The organism is Dyella sp. EPa41 (assembly GCF_016586165.1).
Taxonomy (GTDB): Bacteria; Pseudomonadota; Gammaproteobacteria; order Xanthomonadales; family Rhodanobacteraceae; genus Dyella.
On sequence record NZ_BCPR01000039.1, the window covers coordinates 1 to 16,537 of the forward strand.

A 16,537-nucleotide genomic window follows, 5' to 3' on the forward strand; every position below is an offset into this window, starting at 1 on the left:
TGGTGGCGCATGCTGCTGGTATCGGGCTCGCTGCTGCTGATGCCGCGCGTCTGGCGTGGCCTCAAGGCCATGCCCGTGCGCCTGCGCTGGTCCTATGCGGGCATCGGCGTGCTGGTGTCGCTGCATTGGCTCACCTTCTATGCCGCGATCAAGCTGGCCAACGCCTCGGTGGCGGCGACCTGCATCGCGCTGGGGCCGGTGTTCCTGGCCCTGGTGGAACCGTGGATCGCCAGGCGCAAATTTGATCCTCGCGAGCTGCTGATCGGCATCGCCGTCGTGCCCGGCGTGGCGATGGTGGTGGGCGGCGTCCCCGTCGACATGCGGCTGGGCATCGCGGTGGGCGCGTTCTCCGCGCTGCTGGTGGCCCTGTTCGGTTCGTACAACAAGCGCCTGGTGGAGCATGGCGATCCGCTCACGGTGACCTGCATCGAGCTGGGCACGGGCACGCTGTTCCTGACCCTGCTGGCACCGCTGCTGCCGCACACGGGCGCCGCCTTCGTGCTGCCCGGCCTGCACGATGCGGCGCTGCTGGTGGTGCTCTCCTTCGGTTGCACGCTGCTGCCGTTTGCGCTCGCACTGGTGGCCTTGCGCCACATGAGCGCGTTCGGCACGCAGATGGTGACGAACCTGGAGCCGGTGTATGCGATCGTGCTCGCCATGCTCCTGCTCGGCGAGCAGCGCGAACTCGATGGCTGGTTCTACGCTGGCGTGGCGGTGATCCTTGCTGCGGTATTCATGCATCCGCTGCTGGGCCGCCGGCAAGGCAAGGCCACGCAGCCCGAACTGCTCGGCACGGCGGAAAGCCACAACGTGGTGGAGTGAGTCTTCAACCCTGCGCGGCCAGCCATCCGCGCAGATGCTCGATGAAGAGGCGCACCTTGGCCGGTGGCTGGCGCCCCGGATACACCGCATGGATGCCACCCTCGGGCAAGGCGTACTGCGCCAGCAGCGGAACGAGGCGACCTTCGCGGATGTCGTCGGTGACCAGGTAATCCGGCAGTACGCTGGCACCGGCGCCGTGGCGTACCAGGGCATGCACCGCCGTCACGTTGTTGGCCTGCGCGGCCTGCTTCATGCGCACGGTCCGGCGCGAGCCGTCGGGTGCCGTGAAGGTCCAGCGCAGCGGCGAAGACAACAGTGCCAGCGCCACCCACTCCAGCGACGGCAGATCCGCCAGGCTGCGCGGCTCCCCCCGGCCCGCCAGATAGGCCGGCGACGCCACCAGCAACTGGCGAAAACTGCCCAGCCGCGTCGAGCGCAGGTTCGAATCCCGCAACCAGCCCATGCGTATCGCCAGATCGAACCGCTCCGCGATCAGGTCGCTCACGTGATCGCTCAATACCAGGTCGGTCTGCAATTGCGGTTGGCTACGCATGAAGCCGGCCAGCGCCGGCGCCACCACCGAGGTGCCGTAGTCGCTGGTGGCGGTAAGCCGCAGCGTGCCGGTCGGCTTCTCCTGGTTGCTGCCCACCTGTTCGATGGCCGCTTCAGCCTCGGCGAGAATGCGCACGCAGGCGGCATGGAACGTACTGCCCGCTTCGGTGAGCGTCATGCGCCGCGTGCTGCGCAGCACGAGCGTGACGCCCAGTTCCTGTTCCAGTCGCGCCAGGTGCTGGCTCACCATCGCCTTGGTCATGCCCAGCGTTTCGGCGGCGGCGGTGAACGAGCCGGCGCGCACCAGCGCCACGAATACCGCCAAACGGTTGAGATTCACTTCGCCGGCCATGGGCACCTCACTGTCAAGCCAAACTTTACAGTGAATTCCCGGCTGGTGCGTTTATCCGCGTCGATCGGAGGCGCATGCTTCACCCGTTCCCGGTGCTGGCAACGCATTCACGCCAAGCGCGTCATCGTTCGCCGGTCTCCCTTTGCCTTGCTGGAGTCCCTGTCCATGAAGATCGCCCTGTTCGGCGCCACCGGCCATATCGGCCACGCCATCCTCGACGAAGCGCTGGCGCGCGGTTACGACGTCACCGCCATCGTTCGCGACCCATCGCGCCTGTCCACGCACAATCCCCGCCTCACCGTGGTCACCGGCGATGCCGGCAAGCCCGGGACCTGGAAAGACGCCGTGCATGGCGCCGATGCGGTCGTCGCCAGCCTCTCCGCGCGCCGCGATGGCAACAACGACAGCATTCCGGTCACCGCGGCAACACTGCTGGACAACCTGCCCGGCACGGGCGTGAAACGCCTCGCGTGGGTCGGCGGCGCCGGCTCGCTGGAAACCGCACCGGGCGTGCTCGTGATGGACGATCCGCACTTTCCCGACGCCTGGAAACCCGAGGCCGCCGGCCAGGGCAAGGCACTGGCCGTGTTCCGCGCCAGCGCATCCCCGATTGATTGGACGTATATCAGTCCGGCCGCCCTGATCGAGGACGGCCCGCGCACCGGCAAGTACCGTGTCGGAGGCGACCAGCTACTGGCGGACGCCAACGGCAAGAGCCATATCAGCGTGCCCGACTACGCGGTGGCTTTGCTCGATCGCCTCGAAAAGGGTGATGCCAACCGCAAGCGCATCACGGTGGCCTACTGATCCATCGCGCGGGCGGCTACGGCCGCCCGCTGCCGTCGGGCCAATAGCGTCACAGCCACCAGCGCAGGCCGGCCACCCATGCCGTTTCGCGTGCATGGAACCGGGGTGCGCCGGGCGCCTGCGCATCGCCATAGCGCCGTGTCCAGTTCACGCCCACATAAGGCGCGAACTTGCGGCTGAACTCGTAGCGCAGGCGCAGCCCCGCCTCCATGTCCGACAGACCCGACGACACGCCGCGCCGCGGGTCATCCTTGCCGTAGACATTGAGCTCGAGCCTGGGCTCCAGCACCAGCCGCTGGGTGAACAGTAACTCGTAGCTGGCCTCCAGCCGCCATGCCGTGCGGCCTTGCTCGCCCGCATAGAACGTCGCCTGCGTTTCGAACCAGTAAGGCGCCAGGCCCTGCACGCCGACAGCCGCCCATTGGCGGTTCGGCCCCTGCCCGAAGTCCTGGCGGACGCCCAGCTGAGCGTCCCAGAAGCTTGTCCAGGCATGGCTCCACAGCGCCTCGGCGCGGCCTTCGGTGCCATCGCCGCCGCGCTCGCCTTCGGTCTTCAGCCACAGGCGATCGATGGGATTGCCCAGCCATCCTTCCGCTTCCCAGCGGGTCGCATAGTCGCCCGACGTGCTGCGCGCGCGTTCCATGCGATCGAACAACAACATGCCTGTTGCCGCCGCATCGTCCATCTGCATCAACGAACTCATCTGCGCCCGCGTCATCGCGGGCATGACGTGTCGCGGCGCGGGTGGCGGCACGTGGTCATTGGGTGGCAGCGTGGCCTCTCCGGTACCGGCCATGTCATGCCCCGAATGGTCCATGTCCTCATGCGCCTCTTCGCTGGCAGCCGGTTTCGGCGTCGCGTGCTGGCCCGCCCGGGGACCGGGAGGCATCGCGTGTTGCTCGTGCTGCATGGACATGCCGGGCATGTCCTGCATGTCGGACCTTTGCGCCAGCGACACCGCCGGCGCGCAAGCACCGAGTACCAGCACGACTCCTGAAAGCATCCGCCGGTTCATGACACCACCACCTCGCGGAACATGCCCGCCTCCATGTGGTAGAGCAGATGGCAGTGGTATGCCCAGCGTCCCGGCGCATCGGCACTCACGCGATAGCTCACCTGCTGTGCCGGCTGCACCAGCACCGTGTGCTTGCGCGCCAGGAACGAACCATCCGGTGCCTCCAGCTCGCTCCACATGCCATGCAGGTGGATGGGATGGGTCATCATGGTGTCGTTCACCAGCGTCACGCGCAGGTGTTCGCCAAGGCGCAGCTGCAGCGGCTGTGCGGCGGAAGCGCGCTTGCCGTCGAACGACCAGAGGTAGCGCTCCATGTTGCCGGTGAGGCGCAAGGTCAGCTCGCGGTCGACGCGTGGCGAAATCGGCGCATCAAGCGCGTGCAGGTCCGCATAGCTGAGTACGCGGCGGCCGTTGTCGCGCAGCCCCACGCCAGGGTCGTCGAGGTTGCGTCGCGGCGTGGCCACGCGCATGTCGACTTCCGGTCCGGTCTTCAGCGAAGGCGCAGGCGCGTGGTGCATGGCCATGCCGGGCATCGCCATCATGTCCATGCCCGGCATGCCGTGCCCCATGCCGCCGTGATCCATCGCGCCCATCATGTCGCCCATGTCCAGCAGCGGGCGCGGATCCAGCGGCGGCACATCGGCGGCCATGCCGGCACGCGGCGCGAGTGTGGCCCGCGCATAACCCGTGCGGTCCATGCTCTGGGCGAAAATGGTCCAGGCCCGATCGGCCGATGGCTGCACGATCACGTCGTAGGTTTCGGCCGTACCGATGCGGAACTCGTCCACGCTCACCGGCTCGATCGCCTGGCCGTCGGCCGACACCACGGTCATCTTCAGGCCGGGAATGCGTACGTCGAAAAAGGTCATCGCCGAGCCGTTGATGAAGCGCAGCCGGATCTTCTCGCCTGCGTTGAACAGGCCCGTCCAGTTGCCGGCGGGCGTCTGTCCGTTCACCAGATAGGTATAGGCGACGGCCGAAACATCGGCCAGGTCGGTGGGATCCATGCGCATCTGGTTCCACATGCGCCGGTCGGCCAGCGCGCCCGAGAGACCGTCGCGCCCCGCATCGCGCACGAAATCGCCCACGGTGCGCTTGCCATGGTTGTAGTAGCCGCCCTGCTTCTTCAGGTTGGCATAGATGGTCCCCGGATCGAGATCGGTCCAGTCGTTCAGCAGCACCACGTAATCGCGGTCGGCCGCATGGCGCTCGCCGTCGCGCGCCTCGATCACGATCGGCCCGTACAGCCCGGTCTGCTCCTGGAAGCGCGAATGGCTGTGGTACCAGTAGGTGCCGGCCTGGTTCACCGTGAAGCGATAGGTGTATTCGCCGCCGGGCGGGATGCCGTCGAAGCTCAGGCCGGGCACGCCGTCCATGTCGGCCGGCAACACCATGCCGTGCCAGTGGATGGAACTGGTTTCGCGCAGGCGGTTGCGCACGCGCAAGGTCACCGTATCGCCCTGCCGCCAGCGCAGCAGCGGCGCGGGCAGTTGCCCGTTCACCACCGTCGCGATGCGCCGTCGGCCGGTGAAATCGACCGGCAGCTCACCGATCTCCAGTTCGAAATGATTGCCGCGCCATTCGGTGCGCGGTGTAGCGGCCTGGGCCAGCGCGTTGCCGCGCCAAAGCCCCAGTCCAGCGGCCACGCCTCCCAGCGCGAGCCCCTGGACGAAACGCCGACGCGGCAGCTGAAAGCCGCGTGGTTCCTGCTTGCTCATGATCCTGCTCCGTCAGTCGTGCCCGCGAGGCGGGCGCGTCGAATCGACCGGTGATCCGGCCCTTGCATCAAACGGAGAATCAGGCGACCGGCGGTCGCAGGGGCGGTTCGTAGACCGGCTGGGGCGCCGTCTCGCGGTGCGCCCGCCAGTCCTGGCGGGCGGGTTCCGCCTGGGACATCGCTCCCCATGCCGGCGGCGGCACGCTGATCGAGGCATGCGCACAGCAACCGTCGGTCGCCACGCCGAGGGAGTGCGGCGCACCGTGATCGTGCGGGGCAGGAGCATGCGGCATGCACCTATCCATCGACGACGCCATCGGCGCGCAACAGTCGCCAGGCTGCGCCCACGCCACCGTCGCCAGCGCCAGCCACGCGCACAGAGCCAGCGCGAACAGGGCGCGGCAACGGCGCAGATGGCGAAACAGGCGACAGGTCATGAGCGGAGCATAGCCACGGCCCCCCCATGGCTCAACTCTGGACAAGGCTCCATCGGACACGCCGCCCCCCTCTGTAGGAGCGCACCCAGTGCGCGACCGTGGAACCACGGCATCGTCGCTCCGCCGGCTTTTCGCGCACCGGGTGCGCTCCTACGGTGAAAACCGCCGGGCCGTATAATCGCCTGCCATCCGGCGCATTCCCCCGACCATGAACTACCGTCACGCCTATCATGCCGGCAACTTCGCCGATGTCCTCAAGCACACGGTGCTTTTCGCGCTGATCGAAGCGTTGCAGGCCAAGGCCACGCCGTTCGCTTTCATCGATACGCATGCCGGCAGCGGATGCTATGCGCTGGACAGTGCGGAAGCCGGCAAGACAGGCGAATACAAGGACGGCATCGCGCGCCTGCTGTTCCCCGATCTCCACGCCGCAGGCGGCTCCGGGCCGCTGCCGCCCCTGCTGCGCCGCTGGCTGGACGCCATCCTGCGCGTGCCGGGCAACGAACACGGTTTGAAGCTTTATCCGGGATCGCCATTGCAGGTGGCGAACGCCATCCGCGAAACCGACAGTGCCCAGCTGTGCGAGCTGCATCCGGAAGAAGCCACGCGCCTGCGCGAGCTCTTCCGCCACGACCATCGCGTCCATGTGCACGAGCGCAACGGGTATGAAGCCTTGAAGGCGTTGTTGCCGCCCAGGGAAAAGCGCGGCCTGGTGCTGATCGATCCGCCGTATGAGGCCCAGGAAGCGGAGTACCGGGTGATCGAGCGCGCGCTCAAGCTCGCCCTGCAGCGCTGGCCGACCGGCGTGTATGCCGTGTGGTACCCGATCAAGCTGCGCAGCCAGGTGCAGCCGTTCCACCGCTGGCTGCAGCACTGCGGCGTTCGCCGCGTGCTGCGCGCCGAATTGCTGGTGCACCCCGACGATTCGCCGTTGCGCCTCAACGGTTCGGGCATGGTCATCCTCAACGCGCCCTGGAAACTCGACGACGCGCTGCGCGATGCGCTGCGCGCGATGGCGCCGCTGCTGTCGCAGGAACGGCGCGCCGAATGGCGTCTCGACTGGCTGGTGGAAGAAGCCAGGGCCTGAATGCCAGAAGGCATCCGCTGCTGTCGCCTACCACCCTTGCCCGAGGCCGGCTAAGCTCATGGCGTCCCAGCCTGGAACGCCGGAGTCCGCCATGCCTGTCCGTCACGCTTCCTACCTGTTCCGCGGCATGGCGATCGCCGGCCTGGCGGCGCTGGCCGCATGCGCCCCCGCGCCGATCTACAAGGCCTCGTCCAACACCATCGCCGTTCCGCCGAACGCGGTGGCGCAATCGCCCGACCGTTTTGCGAACGCCGATGTGATCTGGGGCGGCCGCATCGTGCAGGTGAACAACTTCCACGACCATAGCGAGATCGAGATCCTCGGCTATCCCTTGGACAGCTCCCAGCGCCCCAAGGCGGACAACGGCGGCGGCTGGGGCCGCTTCGTCGCCGTCGTGCCGGGTTATGTCGAGTCGTTCGACTATCCCTCCGGCTCGCTGATCACGCTCACCGGTCGCATCACCGGCAGCCGCAACGGCAACGTGGGCGAAGCCGGCTACGTGTTTCCCACCGTGAGCGTCGCGCAATCGCACGTATGGACCGCCGCCGAGATGGAAAGCGGCAAGTCGAACGTGAGCTTCGGCATCGGCGTGGGCGTGGTCCACTGACGCCGGACGCCGTTTACACTGTGGCCTTCGTCCAAGGGAATGCACGATGTCAGGCCACGCCAACTCGCTGAGAGCGATCCTGCTCGCTCTCGGCGCCAACTTCGCCATCTTCGTCAGCAAGCTCGTCGCCGCCCTCGTCACCGGTTCGGGAGCGATGCTGGCCGAGGCCGTGCACTCGCTCGCCGATTGCGGCAACCAGGGATTGTTGCTGCTGGGCATGCGCCAGGCCGATCGTCCGCCATCGGACGAGTACCCGCTGGGTTGGGGCCGCGCGCCGTATTTCTGGTCGTTCCTGGTAGCGATGCTGCTGTTCAGCGTGGGCGGCATGTTTTCGATCTACGAAGGCATCCACAAGCTCAGCCATCCCGAACCCCTGAAATGGCCCTGGCTGGCCATCGGCGTGCTCGCCTTCGGCGTGGTGGCCGAGTCCATCTCGATGCACGGCTGCCTCACTGAAGTGAACAAGGCACGCCAGGGTCGCAGCCTGTGGCGGTGGTTCCACGAGACGCGCTCCAGCGAGCTGCTGGTGATCTTCGGCGAGGACCTCGCCGCCTTGCTCGGCCTCACCGTGGCCCTGGTCGCGGTGCTCGCCACCATGATCACCGGCAATCTGCTGTATGACGCGGTCGGCACCATTATCATCGGCGCGCTGCTGGTGATCATCGCGATCGCGGTGGCCTATGAAGTGAAGGCACTGCTGATCGGCCAGGGCGTGGAGCCCATGCGACGCGAGGAAATACTCGCCTTCGTCAACGCACGTCCCGAAGTGGACGTGGTGCTCAACCTCATCACGCTGCAGATGGGCCCGGACGTGATGGTGGCCGTCAAGGCACGCATGTCGCCCGCGCCCGACCAGTCGGCGTTGATCGCCAACATCAACCACGTCGAGCGCGCGATGAAGGAGCGTTTCCCCGATATCCGCTGGAGCTTCTTCGAGCCGGACGTGGCCGATTGAGCCGCCCCCCCCTGTAGGAGCGCACCCAGTGCGCGACCGCGGAGCCACGGCATCTTCGCTCCGTCGGCTTGTCGCGCACTGGGTGCGCTCCTACAAAAAGCTTTCGGTAGAACCAGGCTGACGCCAGCAGCAAGAGATCCCATTTGGCGGAACACCGCGCCAGCTGCGCGCACGCACTCATAGTCGCACCAGACGCGCCTTACCTCGTAGGAGCGCACCCAGTGCGCGATCGCGGAGCCACGGCATCTTCGCTCCGTCGGCTTGTCGCGCACTGGGTTCGCTCCTACCAAAAGCTCTCCGCGAGGATCAGGCTCACGCCAGCTGCAACAGGTCCCATTTGTTGCCGTACAGGTCCTTGAACACCACCACGGTGCCGTAGCTTTCCGCGCGCGGCTCTTCGCAGAATTCGGCCCCTGCCGCGCGCATGCGCTCGTAGTCGCGCCAAAAATCGTCCGTATGCAGCAGCAGGAACACGCGACCGCCGGTCTGGTCGCCCACGCGCGCGGCCTGTTCGGGGCCTGATGCCTTCGCCAGCAACAGGCGCGTCTCCGTGGCGCCCGGTGGCGCAACGACCACCCAGCGCTTGCCAGCTCCCATGTCGGTGTCTTCCAGCAGACGGAACCCCAGCACCGTCGTGTACCAGGCAATGGCTTCGTCGTAATCGGCCACGACCAGCGCGATGCTTCCGATGTATTGCTTCACTTCGCTTTCTCCATGGGCCATGGCCCCAGTTCCGCCTGCATCTTCTTGGTGAGCCTGGCCCGTACCAGGCCGTAGGAGGTCTCGATGTGCGTGGAGAGTTCGGCGGTCGTGAATCGCCGCGGCTCGACCACCGCCACCCAGTGGGCGCGGGCCAGGTAAGGGGACGCGATGATACCGGGCTGGTCGGTGAGTTCCAGGAACCGCTCGTCGGGCACCTTGAAGGCGAGCCGGCCAATGTCGCTGCCCTCGGCCGGCGTCACCGCGAACATCTTGCCGCCCACGCTGAACACCAGGTCGGCGCCCCACTTGATGTCGCGGGTTGCCCCGGGCAGACGCCCGCAAAGCGCCTCCAACCGGGCAACCGTCATGCCTTTGCTCACCGCCATGGATTTAACCCTTCCTCGACCGCCGTACCTGCCCGGAGCGCGCATTCTGGACTGTCCGCGACGCTGGCGCCGCGCCTGGCCGTGGGACTGGCAATGCGGTGCGACAAGGAGTCTCTTGGAACCTTGTCTGGAAAGGAGTTCCATTCATGTTGCACTGCACACAATACGGTAAAGTATGGCCATGAGCCCCGCCATCGACCTCACCACACCCCGCCGCTCCCTTCCCCTGCGTAGCCGGGAGCGATTCGCCCGCCCGCGCCTTCTCGAGCTGCCGCGCCCGAAGGGTGAACTGGTTCATGCGCACGACGGTCGCGAGCTGCGCCTCCGCGGCATCGAGCCGGGTGATGTCGCCGCCCTCAAGCGCCAGTTCGCACGGCTGTCGCCCGAGGACATCCGCCGCCGCTTCCTCCATTCGATGGGTGAATTGCCTGATCCCATGGCCCAGCGTCTCTGCCGTATCGACCCCGCGCTGGAAACCGCCTTCGTGCTGATGGACGAGACGGTGCATCCGGCCGAGATCCGCGGCGTGGGCCGCATCTATGTCGACGAAGCGGCCAACAGCGCCGAGTTCTCGGTGCTGGTCGAACGCGAATGGACCCGCCAGGGCTTGGGCGCCCTGCTGATGCAGCGCCTGGTGGACGACTGCCGTCGCCGCGGCCTGCATGAAATCTGGGGCTACGTATTGCTGGAGAACCGCCCCATGCTGCACCTGTGCAAGGAACTGGGCTTCGTCCGCCGCCTGACGCCGGAAGAGCCCGGCACGACGCAGATCTCCCTGCAGCTCTGATCCGCGCCACGCCCGCGGAAGGGTTGTCGCGCAGGCAGCGCGCCCCAACAACAGGTGATCACGCCAGCGCCCCGGTCCATCCGGGGCGCTCGCGTTACACTTGCCCGCTTTCGCGGCGCCGACCGACGAAGCCGCCTCCCGATCCCGCGTACGCATGGCCCAAACAATCCCGCATCCGTCCCTGCCCACCAGCCCCAAGCAGCGTCGCTTCTGGACGTCGCCCCACGGTTCCTCGCGCGCCCTGCTGGTGGCCGAGGCCGCGCGTACGCACCAGGGCCTGCTGGTCGCGGTGACACGCGACACCCAGCGCGCCCATGCGCTGGAAGAGGAACTGCGCGTCTTCGCCGGCAACCTGCCCGTGCTGCATTTCCCCGACTGGGAAACGCTGCCCTACGACGTGTTCAGCCCGCACCCGGACATCGTCTCCCAACGCATCGCCACGCTGTTCCAGTTGCCGAACACGCAGCGGGGCGTGCTGGTCGTGCCGATCGCCACGCTGATGCAGCGCATCGCCCCGCGCAGCCACATCACCGGCAGCGGATTGATGGTGAAGAAGGGCCAGAAACTGGATCTCGCCACCGAACAACGGCGACTGGAAGCAGCGGGCTACCGCAACGTGCCACAGGTTGCCGAGCCCGGCGACTTCGCCGTGCGCGGCGCGCTGATCGACATTTTCCCGATGGGCGCAGCCGAGCCGTATCGCATCGAGCTGTTCGACGACGAGATCGAGTCGATCCGCAGTTTCGATCCGGAAACCCAGCGCTCGCAGCAACAGGTGGAGCGCATCGAGCTGCTGCCGGCACGCGAGTTCCCGCTGACCGAAGGTGCCGCCAAGGATTTCCGCACGCACCTGCGCGAACGCTTTCCGATCGACGTGCGCCGCTGTCCGCTCTACCAGGACATGAAGGAAGGCGTCACGCCGGGAGGCATCGAGTATTACCTGCCGATGTTCTTCGAACAGACCGCCACGCTGTTCGACTACCTCGCCGACAATGCCGTGTTCCTGCTCGGCGAGGCCGCCATGGAATCGGCCGAGCAGTTCTGGACGCAGACCGCTGAGCGCTACGACCAGCGCGCCCATGACATCGAGCGACCCGTGCTGCCGCCGGCGGAGCTCTACCTGCCGCCCGAGCAACTGCGCGAACAGCTCAACAAGCGCCTGCGCATCGAACTGGTCGAGAGTGGCCACGAGCACGCGCAGTCCAGCGGCACCCAGCCGGCGCTCGAACTGCCGCTCAACCGCAAGGGCGAGGAGCCGGGCACATCGCTGCGCCATTTCCTGGCGAGCTATCCCGGCCGCGTGCTGATCGCGGCCGATTCGGCCGGCCGTCGTGAAGCCTTGATCGAACAACTGGCCAGCGCCGGACTCAAGCCCGATGCAGTCGACGGCTGGACCGCCTTCGTGGCCGCGGGCGACAAGCTGCGCTTCGCCATCACCATCGCCTCGCTGGAGCAGGGTTTCGCGCTTACCGAGCCGGCGCTTGCCGTGCTCACCGAGCGCGAGCTGTTCGGCGAGCGCGTGCGCACCGAACGCAAGCGCCGCCGTGGCGCCGCGCGCGATCCCGAAAGCATCATCCGCGACCTGACCGAGCTGACCATCGGCGCGCCCATCGTGCACGTCGACCACGGCGTGGGCCGCTACCAGGGCCTGGTGTCGATGGAGCTGGGCGGCATGGAGGGCGAGTTCCTCACCATTGAATATGCCAAGGGCGACAAGCTCTACGTGCCGGTGGCGCAACTTGGCCTGGTGAGCCGCTACACGGGTACCGCGCCCGAGCTCGCCCCGCTCCACTCGCTGGGTGGCGACGCGTGGGAGCGCGCGCGCCGCAAGGCCGCCGAGAAGGTACGCGACGTCGCCGCGGAGCTGCTGGCGATCTACGCGCAGCGCGAAGCACGCGGCGGCGAATCGCTGTCGATCGATCGCCAACTGGTGGAGGAGTTCGGCGCGAGCTTCCCGTTCGAGGAAACCCCCGACCAGGAACACGCCATCAACGCCGTGCTCACCGACCTCGCCGCGCCGCGCGCGATGGATCGCGTGATCTGCGGCGATGTCGGCTTCGGCAAGACCGAAGTCGCGTTGCGCGCGGCCTTTGCCGCGGCCACGGCCGGCAAGCAGGTGGCGGTGCTGGTGCCCACCACCCTGCTCGCCCAGCAGCATTACCGCAACTTCGCCGACCGCTTCGCCGACTGGCCGGTGCGCGTGGATGTGCTGTCGCGCTTCAAGTCGGCCAAGGAAGTGAACGAGGCGCTCAAGCGCCTGGCCGACGGACAGATCGACGTCATCGTGGGCACGCACAAGCTGCTCGCCCCGGATATCCGCTTCAAGAACCTGGGCCTGGTCGTCGTGGACGAGGAGCAGCGTTTCGGCGTGCGCCAGAAGGAGCAGCTCAAGAAACTGCGTGCCGAAGTGGACCTGCTCACCATGACGGCCACGCCGATCCCGCGCACGCTCAACATGGCGATGAGCGGGCTGCGCGACCTCTCGTTGATCGCCACGCCGCCGGCGCATCGCATGGCCGTGCGCACGTTCATCTCCACCTGGGAGCCGGCGCTGATCCGCGAAGCCTTCCAGCGCGAACTGCAGCGTGGCGGCCAGGTGTATTTCCTGCACAACGAGGTGGACACCATCGAACGCGCGGCGCGCGAGGTGGAGGAACTGATTCCCGAGGCGCGCATCGGCATTGCCCACGGCCAGATGCCCGAACGCGAACTGGAACGCGTGATGGCGGACTTCCATCGCCAGCGCTTCAACGTGCTGGTCTGCACCACCATCATCGAGACCGGCATCGACATCCCCACCGCCAACACCATCATCATCAATCGCGCCGATCGCTTCGGCCTGGCGCAGCTGCACCAGTTGCGCGGCCGCGTGGGACGTTCGCACCATCGCGCCTATGCCTACCTCGTGGTGCCCGACCGCAAGGCGATGACCGCCGATGCGGAAAAGCGCCTCGAAGCGCTGGCCTCGTTGGAAGAACTGGGCGCCGGCTTCACGCTGGCCACGCACGACCTGGAAATCCGCGGTGCGGGCGAGCTGCTCGGCGACGAACAGTCCGGCCAGATCCAGGAGATCGGCTTCGGCCTCTACACCGAACTGCTGGAGCGCGCCGTGCGGGCGCTGAAGTCCGGCAAGGTGCCCGACTTCGACCTGTCCAGCGAGCACGAGACCGAAGTGGAACTGCACCTGCCAGCGCTGATCCCGGACGACTACCTGCCCGACGTGCATACGCGCCTGACGCTCTACAAGCGCATCGCCAGCGCACGCAACGAAGATCACCTGCGCGACCTGCAGGTGGAAATGATCGATCGCTTCGGCCTGCTGCCCGATCCTGCCAAGCAGCTGTTCGCGGTGGCCCAGCTCAAGCTGATGGCCACGCCGCTGGGCATCCGCAAGCTGGACTTCGGCGCCAACGGCGGGCGCATTACGTTCCGCGACAAGCCGGAAGTCGAACCAATGGCCATCATCCGCCTGATCCAGAGCCAGCCGCGCGTGTACAAGCTCGACGGACAGGACAAGCTGAAGGTGATCCTCGAACTGCCCGGCGCCAGCGAGCGCATCCGCGCCGCGCAGGAAGTGCTGGTGCAACTGGGCGCGCGCCGGCCCGGCTGATCGGCTGGCCGCTGCCCGTCGCCCCGCCCTTTTGCGGGATGACGGGCGCGAAAGCCCACCCGGACCCACCGCCTGCCTTACCATGGGCCCCGACTCGTTCGAAGGGGCCGAACATGTTGTCCGAGGACGAACTGGCGCTGCTGGAAGCCATCCGCGAAAGCGGCAGCCTGTCGCGCGCCGCGGCACGGCTCGGCAAGGCGCCATCGACCCTATCGCACGCCGCGCGGCAGCTCGAAGCACGTTTCGACGCGCTGCTGTTCGACCGCCGCCGCTATCGGCTGCAGCTCACGCCAGCCGGCCAGCTGCTCGCCAACGAGGCTGCGCGGCTGATGCAGGACGTCTCCCGGTTGAGCCGTCGCGTAAAGCAGATCGCCAGCGGCTGGGAAGACCGGCTGTGGATCGTCACCGACGAAATCCTCGAGTTCGAGATACTCGCGCCGGTCATCCGCAGCTTCGATGGCCTGCAATCCGGCGTTGCCCTGCGCCTGACCAACGAAGTGCTGGGTGGCACCTGGGAAGCCCTGCGCGACGGCCGCGCCGACATCATCGTGGGCGCGACCAACGAGCCGCCCGCGATCCCCAAGCTGCGATGGTTCGAGCTGGGCGTCATGGAGTGGGTGTTCGCCGTATCGCCCCGCCACCCATTGGCCAAAGCCCCGGCCCCCCTGCAACGCGAAGCCCTGGCCGGCCACCGCAGCGTCGTGGTGGCCGATACGTCACGCAGCTCCGCGGGGCGCGCCTATGGCGTCGTGGGAGGCCAGGCGACGCTCGCCGTGCCCAGCATGCGCGCGAAGATCATCGCCCAGCGGCAGGGCCTTGGCGTGGGCTGGCTGCCCCGCCAACGCGTGGCGGGCCTGCTCAAGCGCGGCGAGCTGGTGGAGAAGCAGATGGCCGACCCGCGCGAACCCAACACGCTGTACGTCGCCTGGCGCGGCGACCATGAAGGCCGCGCCCTGTCCTGGTGGCTGGAAGAACTGAGGCAGCCACGCCTGGCCAAGCGGCTCATCAAGGGGCTGGAAATCACCGACTGACAACATCGCCTGCCGCACCCTGCGCGCAGCCGATCCGAAGGAGCGACTTGCCATGATCCGCAACCGTTCCATGCCACCGGGCGTATTCATCCCCGAACTGGCCTATCGCGACGTGCTGGCGGCGGCTGCATGGCTCTGTCGTGTATTCGGATTCCGCGAGCGACTGCGCATCGGCGACCACCGCGTGCAGCTCGTGTATGACGGCGCGTCGATGGTCGTGATCGAGCATCCCTCCGAATCACCCGTCGACGCCAGGACGCATGCCACCATGGTCCACGTGCCCGATGTGGACCGCCACCACGCGCATGCGCGTGCCTGCGGCGCGACGATCATCGTCGCACCCACGAACCATCCGTATGGCGAACGCCAGTACGCGGTCGAAGACATCGGCGGGCATCGCTGGGTATTCTCGCAGTCCATAGCTGATGTCGACCCGGCCGAATGGGGCGGCACGCTGTTTGCCGAGCAGGAGATCGTATGACGCAAGACGCGCGCGCCAAGGAACCCGGGTTGCCGATGTTCCAACCCCGAATGCTCATCCGCCCCGCCATCGCATGGCTCACCGTCAGCCTGTTCCTGATCTTCGGCTCGGACTGGACGGCGCACCTGAGCCGGCATGAAATCGGCCTGTCGCTGTTCGCGTGGCTGTTCTTCGTGATCGTGTGGGTCGCGTTCGGCGTCGTGCACGAAGCGGAGGAACTGGCAGGCCTGTTGGGAGAACCCGTCGGCACCCTGGTGCTCACCCTCTCCATCGTGATCATCGAGGTCGTGCTGATTTCGGCCGTGATGCTGGGCGCCGGCGATACCGCCACGCTGGCGCGCGGCACCATGTTCGCCGTCCTGATGATCGTGCTGAACGGCGTGGTCGGCCTGGGCCTGCTGATCGGCGGCATTCGCCATCACGAACAGGCCTTCAACCTGCACGGCGCATCGGCGTATCTCGCCGTGATCATCCCGCTCGCGACCATCGCCCTGGTGCTGCCCAACTTCACCGCGTCCACCTCGGACGGCACGCTGACCCCGGTGCAGGCCACCGCGTTCTCCATCCTCACCATCGCGCTGTACGGCTTGTTCCTGTGGTTGCAGACCGGCCGCTACAAAGGCTATTTCGTGGCGCCACGCTCCGACTCCGACGCCAACGAACCGGAGCAGCCACCGCCGCCCCGCCGCGTGCCACGCAAAGGCGAGATGCTGTTCCACGTCGCCCTGTTGCTGCTCAACATCCTGCCGATCGTGATCCTGTCCAAGAGCCTGGCCAAGGTGCTCGACTACGGCATCGCGGCCACCGGCGCGCCCCATGCGCTCGGCGGCATCATCATCGCCATGCTGGTATTCACTCCAGAGGGCATTTCTGCCCTGGTCGCCATTCGCCGCGATGAGCTCACGCGCGCAATCAACCTGTGCCTGGGCGGTGCGGCGTCGACGGTGGGGCTCACCGTGCCCGCGGTGCTCGCCATCGGCTTGTTCACCGGCAAGCCCGTCGTGCTGGGCCTGCCTCCGGCGAGCATCGTCATGCTGGCTTCGACGCTCGTGTTGAGCAGCCTCACCTTCTCGGGATGGCGCACCACCATGCTGGAAGGCGCGGTGCACCTGTCGATGTTCGCGGTGTTCCTGGTGCTGGTGTTCAGCCCCTAATGGGCGGGGTGAGGCCGGCGAGACCGCGCCTCGCT

At 67.2% G+C, this 16,537-nt stretch carries 16 protein-coding genes; 10 read left to right on the forward strand and 6 right to left on the reverse strand.

All coding sequences use genetic code 11. The features are described 5' to 3' along the window. The coding region (locus JMF82_RS13245; RefSeq protein WP_201315040.1) for a DMT family transporter at positions 1 to 822 on the forward strand (822 nt) is incomplete at its 5' end. A gap of 4 nt (positions 823 to 826) precedes the next feature. On the opposite strand, the gene JMF82_RS13250 is transcribed toward JMF82_RS13245, so the two are convergent. Then, complete coding sequence (locus JMF82_RS13250) at positions 827 to 1,726, reverse strand: LysR family transcriptional regulator (RefSeq protein ID WP_201315041.1); 900 nt, start codon at positions 1,724 to 1,726, stop codon at positions 827 to 829. A gap of 165 nt (positions 1,727 to 1,891) precedes the next feature. Between JMF82_RS13250 and JMF82_RS13255 the strand changes: the two genes are divergently transcribed. Next, positions 1,892 to 2,533: an NAD(P)-dependent oxidoreductase gene (locus JMF82_RS13255; RefSeq protein ID WP_201315042.1), complete on the forward strand. Its 642-nt coding sequence runs from the start codon at positions 1,892 to 1,894 to the stop codon at positions 2,531 to 2,533. Between the two features lie 49 nt (positions 2,534 to 2,582). Here JMF82_RS13255 and JMF82_RS13260 read toward each other — a convergent pair whose 3' ends face one another. From JMF82_RS13260 to JMF82_RS13270, 3 genes are all read right to left on the reverse strand, one after another. Next, positions 2,583 to 3,536 carry a copper resistance protein B gene (locus tag JMF82_RS13260; RefSeq protein WP_236585462.1) on the reverse strand — a complete coding sequence of 318 codons (954 nt, stop codon included), beginning with the start codon at positions 3,534 to 3,536 and terminating at the stop codon, positions 2,583 to 2,585. An 8-nt stretch (positions 3,537 to 3,544) separates the two neighbouring features. Next, positions 3,545 to 5,266: a copper resistance system multicopper oxidase gene (locus tag JMF82_RS13265; protein ID WP_201315043.1), complete on the reverse strand. Its 1,722-nt coding sequence runs from the start codon at positions 5,264 to 5,266 to the stop codon at positions 3,545 to 3,547. Between the two features lie 79 nt (positions 5,267 to 5,345). Then, positions 5,346 to 5,702 (reverse strand): hypothetical protein, encoded by a 357-nt coding sequence (locus JMF82_RS13270; RefSeq protein ID WP_201315044.1) that lies wholly within the window; start codon positions 5,700 to 5,702, stop codon positions 5,346 to 5,348. A 208-nt stretch (positions 5,703 to 5,910) separates the two neighbouring features. On the opposite strand from JMF82_RS13270, the gene rlmJ reads away from it, so the two are divergent. The 3 genes from rlmJ to JMF82_RS13285 all read left to right on the forward strand — a co-directional run bounded on the left by rlmJ (position 5,911) and on the right by JMF82_RS13285 (position 8,351). Next, on the forward strand, positions 5,911 to 6,789 hold the full coding sequence (gene rlmJ, locus JMF82_RS13275) for a 23S rRNA (adenine(2030)-N(6))-methyltransferase RlmJ (protein WP_201315045.1): 879 nt from the start codon (positions 5,911 to 5,913) through the stop codon (positions 6,787 to 6,789). A 91-nt stretch (positions 6,790 to 6,880) separates the two neighbouring features. Continuing rightward, entirely contained in the window at positions 6,881 to 7,396 is a 516-nt protein-coding gene (locus tag JMF82_RS13280; protein ID WP_201315046.1) for a Slp family lipoprotein, read from the forward strand. A 46-nt stretch (positions 7,397 to 7,442) separates the two neighbouring features. Next, positions 7,443 to 8,351: a cation diffusion facilitator family transporter gene (locus JMF82_RS13285; RefSeq protein ID WP_201315047.1), complete on the forward strand. Its 909-nt coding sequence runs from the start codon at positions 7,443 to 7,445 to the stop codon at positions 8,349 to 8,351. A 312-nt stretch (positions 8,352 to 8,663) separates the two neighbouring features. Here JMF82_RS13285 and JMF82_RS13290 read toward each other — a convergent pair whose 3' ends face one another. Beyond that, positions 8,664 to 9,074: a VOC family protein gene (locus JMF82_RS13290; RefSeq protein ID WP_201315048.1), complete on the reverse strand. Its 411-nt coding sequence runs from the start codon at positions 9,072 to 9,074 to the stop codon at positions 8,664 to 8,666. Beyond that, positions 9,050 to 9,439, reverse strand: a complete 390-nt coding sequence (locus JMF82_RS13295; RefSeq protein WP_236585463.1) for an MmcQ/YjbR family DNA-binding protein — start codon at positions 9,437 to 9,439, stop codon at positions 9,050 to 9,052. The genes JMF82_RS13290 and JMF82_RS13295 overlap by 25 nt, the downstream gene beginning before the upstream one ends. Before the next feature lie 181 nt (positions 9,440 to 9,620). Here JMF82_RS13295 and JMF82_RS13300 point away from each other — a divergent pair, with 181 nt between their 5' ends. From JMF82_RS13300 to JMF82_RS13320, 5 genes are all read left to right on the forward strand, one after another. Then, positions 9,621 to 10,226 carry a GNAT family N-acetyltransferase gene (locus JMF82_RS13300; RefSeq protein WP_201315049.1) on the forward strand — a complete coding sequence of 202 codons (606 nt, stop codon included), beginning with the start codon at positions 9,621 to 9,623 and terminating at the stop codon, positions 10,224 to 10,226. A 154-nt stretch (positions 10,227 to 10,380) separates the two neighbouring features. Continuing rightward, complete coding sequence (gene mfd / locus JMF82_RS13305; RefSeq protein WP_201315050.1) at positions 10,381 to 13,836, forward strand: transcription-repair coupling factor; 3,456 nt, start codon at positions 10,381 to 10,383, stop codon at positions 13,834 to 13,836. Between the two features lie 113 nt (positions 13,837 to 13,949). Further along, positions 13,950 to 14,867 (forward strand): LysR family transcriptional regulator, encoded by a 918-nt coding sequence (locus tag JMF82_RS13310; protein WP_201315051.1) that lies wholly within the window; start codon positions 13,950 to 13,952, stop codon positions 14,865 to 14,867. 52 nt (positions 14,868 to 14,919) lie between these two features. After that, complete coding sequence (locus tag JMF82_RS13315; protein ID WP_201315052.1) at positions 14,920 to 15,348, forward strand: VOC family protein; 429 nt, start codon at positions 14,920 to 14,922, stop codon at positions 15,346 to 15,348. A gap of 35 nt (positions 15,349 to 15,383) precedes the next feature. Further along, positions 15,384 to 16,502, forward strand: a complete 1,119-nt coding sequence (locus tag JMF82_RS13320; protein ID WP_236585464.1) for a calcium:proton antiporter — start codon at positions 15,384 to 15,386, stop codon at positions 16,500 to 16,502. The last annotated feature ends 35 nt before the right edge of the window (positions 16,503 to 16,537 follow it).

Excerpts from the sequence above, each read along its gene's own strand:
- JMF82_RS13250 (WP_201315041.1), bottom strand. The coding sequence starts at position 1,726 with ATGGCCGGCGAAGTGAATCTCAACCGTTTGGCGGTATTCGTGGCGCTG.
- JMF82_RS13255 (WP_201315042.1), top strand. The coding sequence starts at position 1,892 with ATGAAGATCGCCCTGTTCGGCGCCACCGGCCATATCGGCCACGCCATC.
- JMF82_RS13260 (WP_236585462.1), bottom strand. The coding sequence starts at position 3,536 with ATGCTTTCAGGAGTCGTGCTGGTACTCGGTGCTTGCGCGCCGGCGGTG.
- JMF82_RS13265 (WP_201315043.1), bottom strand. The coding sequence starts at position 5,266 with ATGAGCAAGCAGGAACCACGCGGCTTTCAGCTGCCGCGTCGGCGTTTC.
- JMF82_RS13270 (WP_201315044.1), bottom strand. The coding sequence starts at position 5,702 with ATGACCTGTCGCCTGTTTCGCCATCTGCGCCGTTGCCGCGCCCTGTTC.
- rlmJ (WP_201315045.1), top strand. The coding sequence starts at position 5,911 with ATGAACTACCGTCACGCCTATCATGCCGGCAACTTCGCCGATGTCCTC.
- JMF82_RS13280 (WP_201315046.1), top strand. The coding sequence starts at position 6,881 with ATGCCTGTCCGTCACGCTTCCTACCTGTTCCGCGGCATGGCGATCGCC.
- JMF82_RS13285 (WP_201315047.1), top strand. The coding sequence starts at position 7,443 with ATGTCAGGCCACGCCAACTCGCTGAGAGCGATCCTGCTCGCTCTCGGC.
- JMF82_RS13290 (WP_201315048.1), bottom strand. The coding sequence starts at position 9,074 with ATGGCCCATGGAGAAAGCGAAGTGAAGCAATACATCGGAAGCATCGCG.
- JMF82_RS13295 (WP_236585463.1), bottom strand. The coding sequence starts at position 9,439 with ATGGCGGTGAGCAAAGGCATGACGGTTGCCCGGTTGGAGGCGCTTTGC.
- JMF82_RS13300 (WP_201315049.1), top strand. The coding sequence starts at position 9,621 with ATGAGCCCCGCCATCGACCTCACCACACCCCGCCGCTCCCTTCCCCTG.
- mfd (WP_201315050.1), top strand. The coding sequence starts at position 10,381 with ATGGCCCAAACAATCCCGCATCCGTCCCTGCCCACCAGCCCCAAGCAG.
- JMF82_RS13310 (WP_201315051.1), top strand. The coding sequence starts at position 13,950 with ATGTTGTCCGAGGACGAACTGGCGCTGCTGGAAGCCATCCGCGAAAGC.
- JMF82_RS13315 (WP_201315052.1), top strand. The coding sequence starts at position 14,920 with ATGATCCGCAACCGTTCCATGCCACCGGGCGTATTCATCCCCGAACTG.
- JMF82_RS13320 (WP_236585464.1), top strand. The coding sequence starts at position 15,384 with ATGTTCCAACCCCGAATGCTCATCCGCCCCGCCATCGCATGGCTCACC.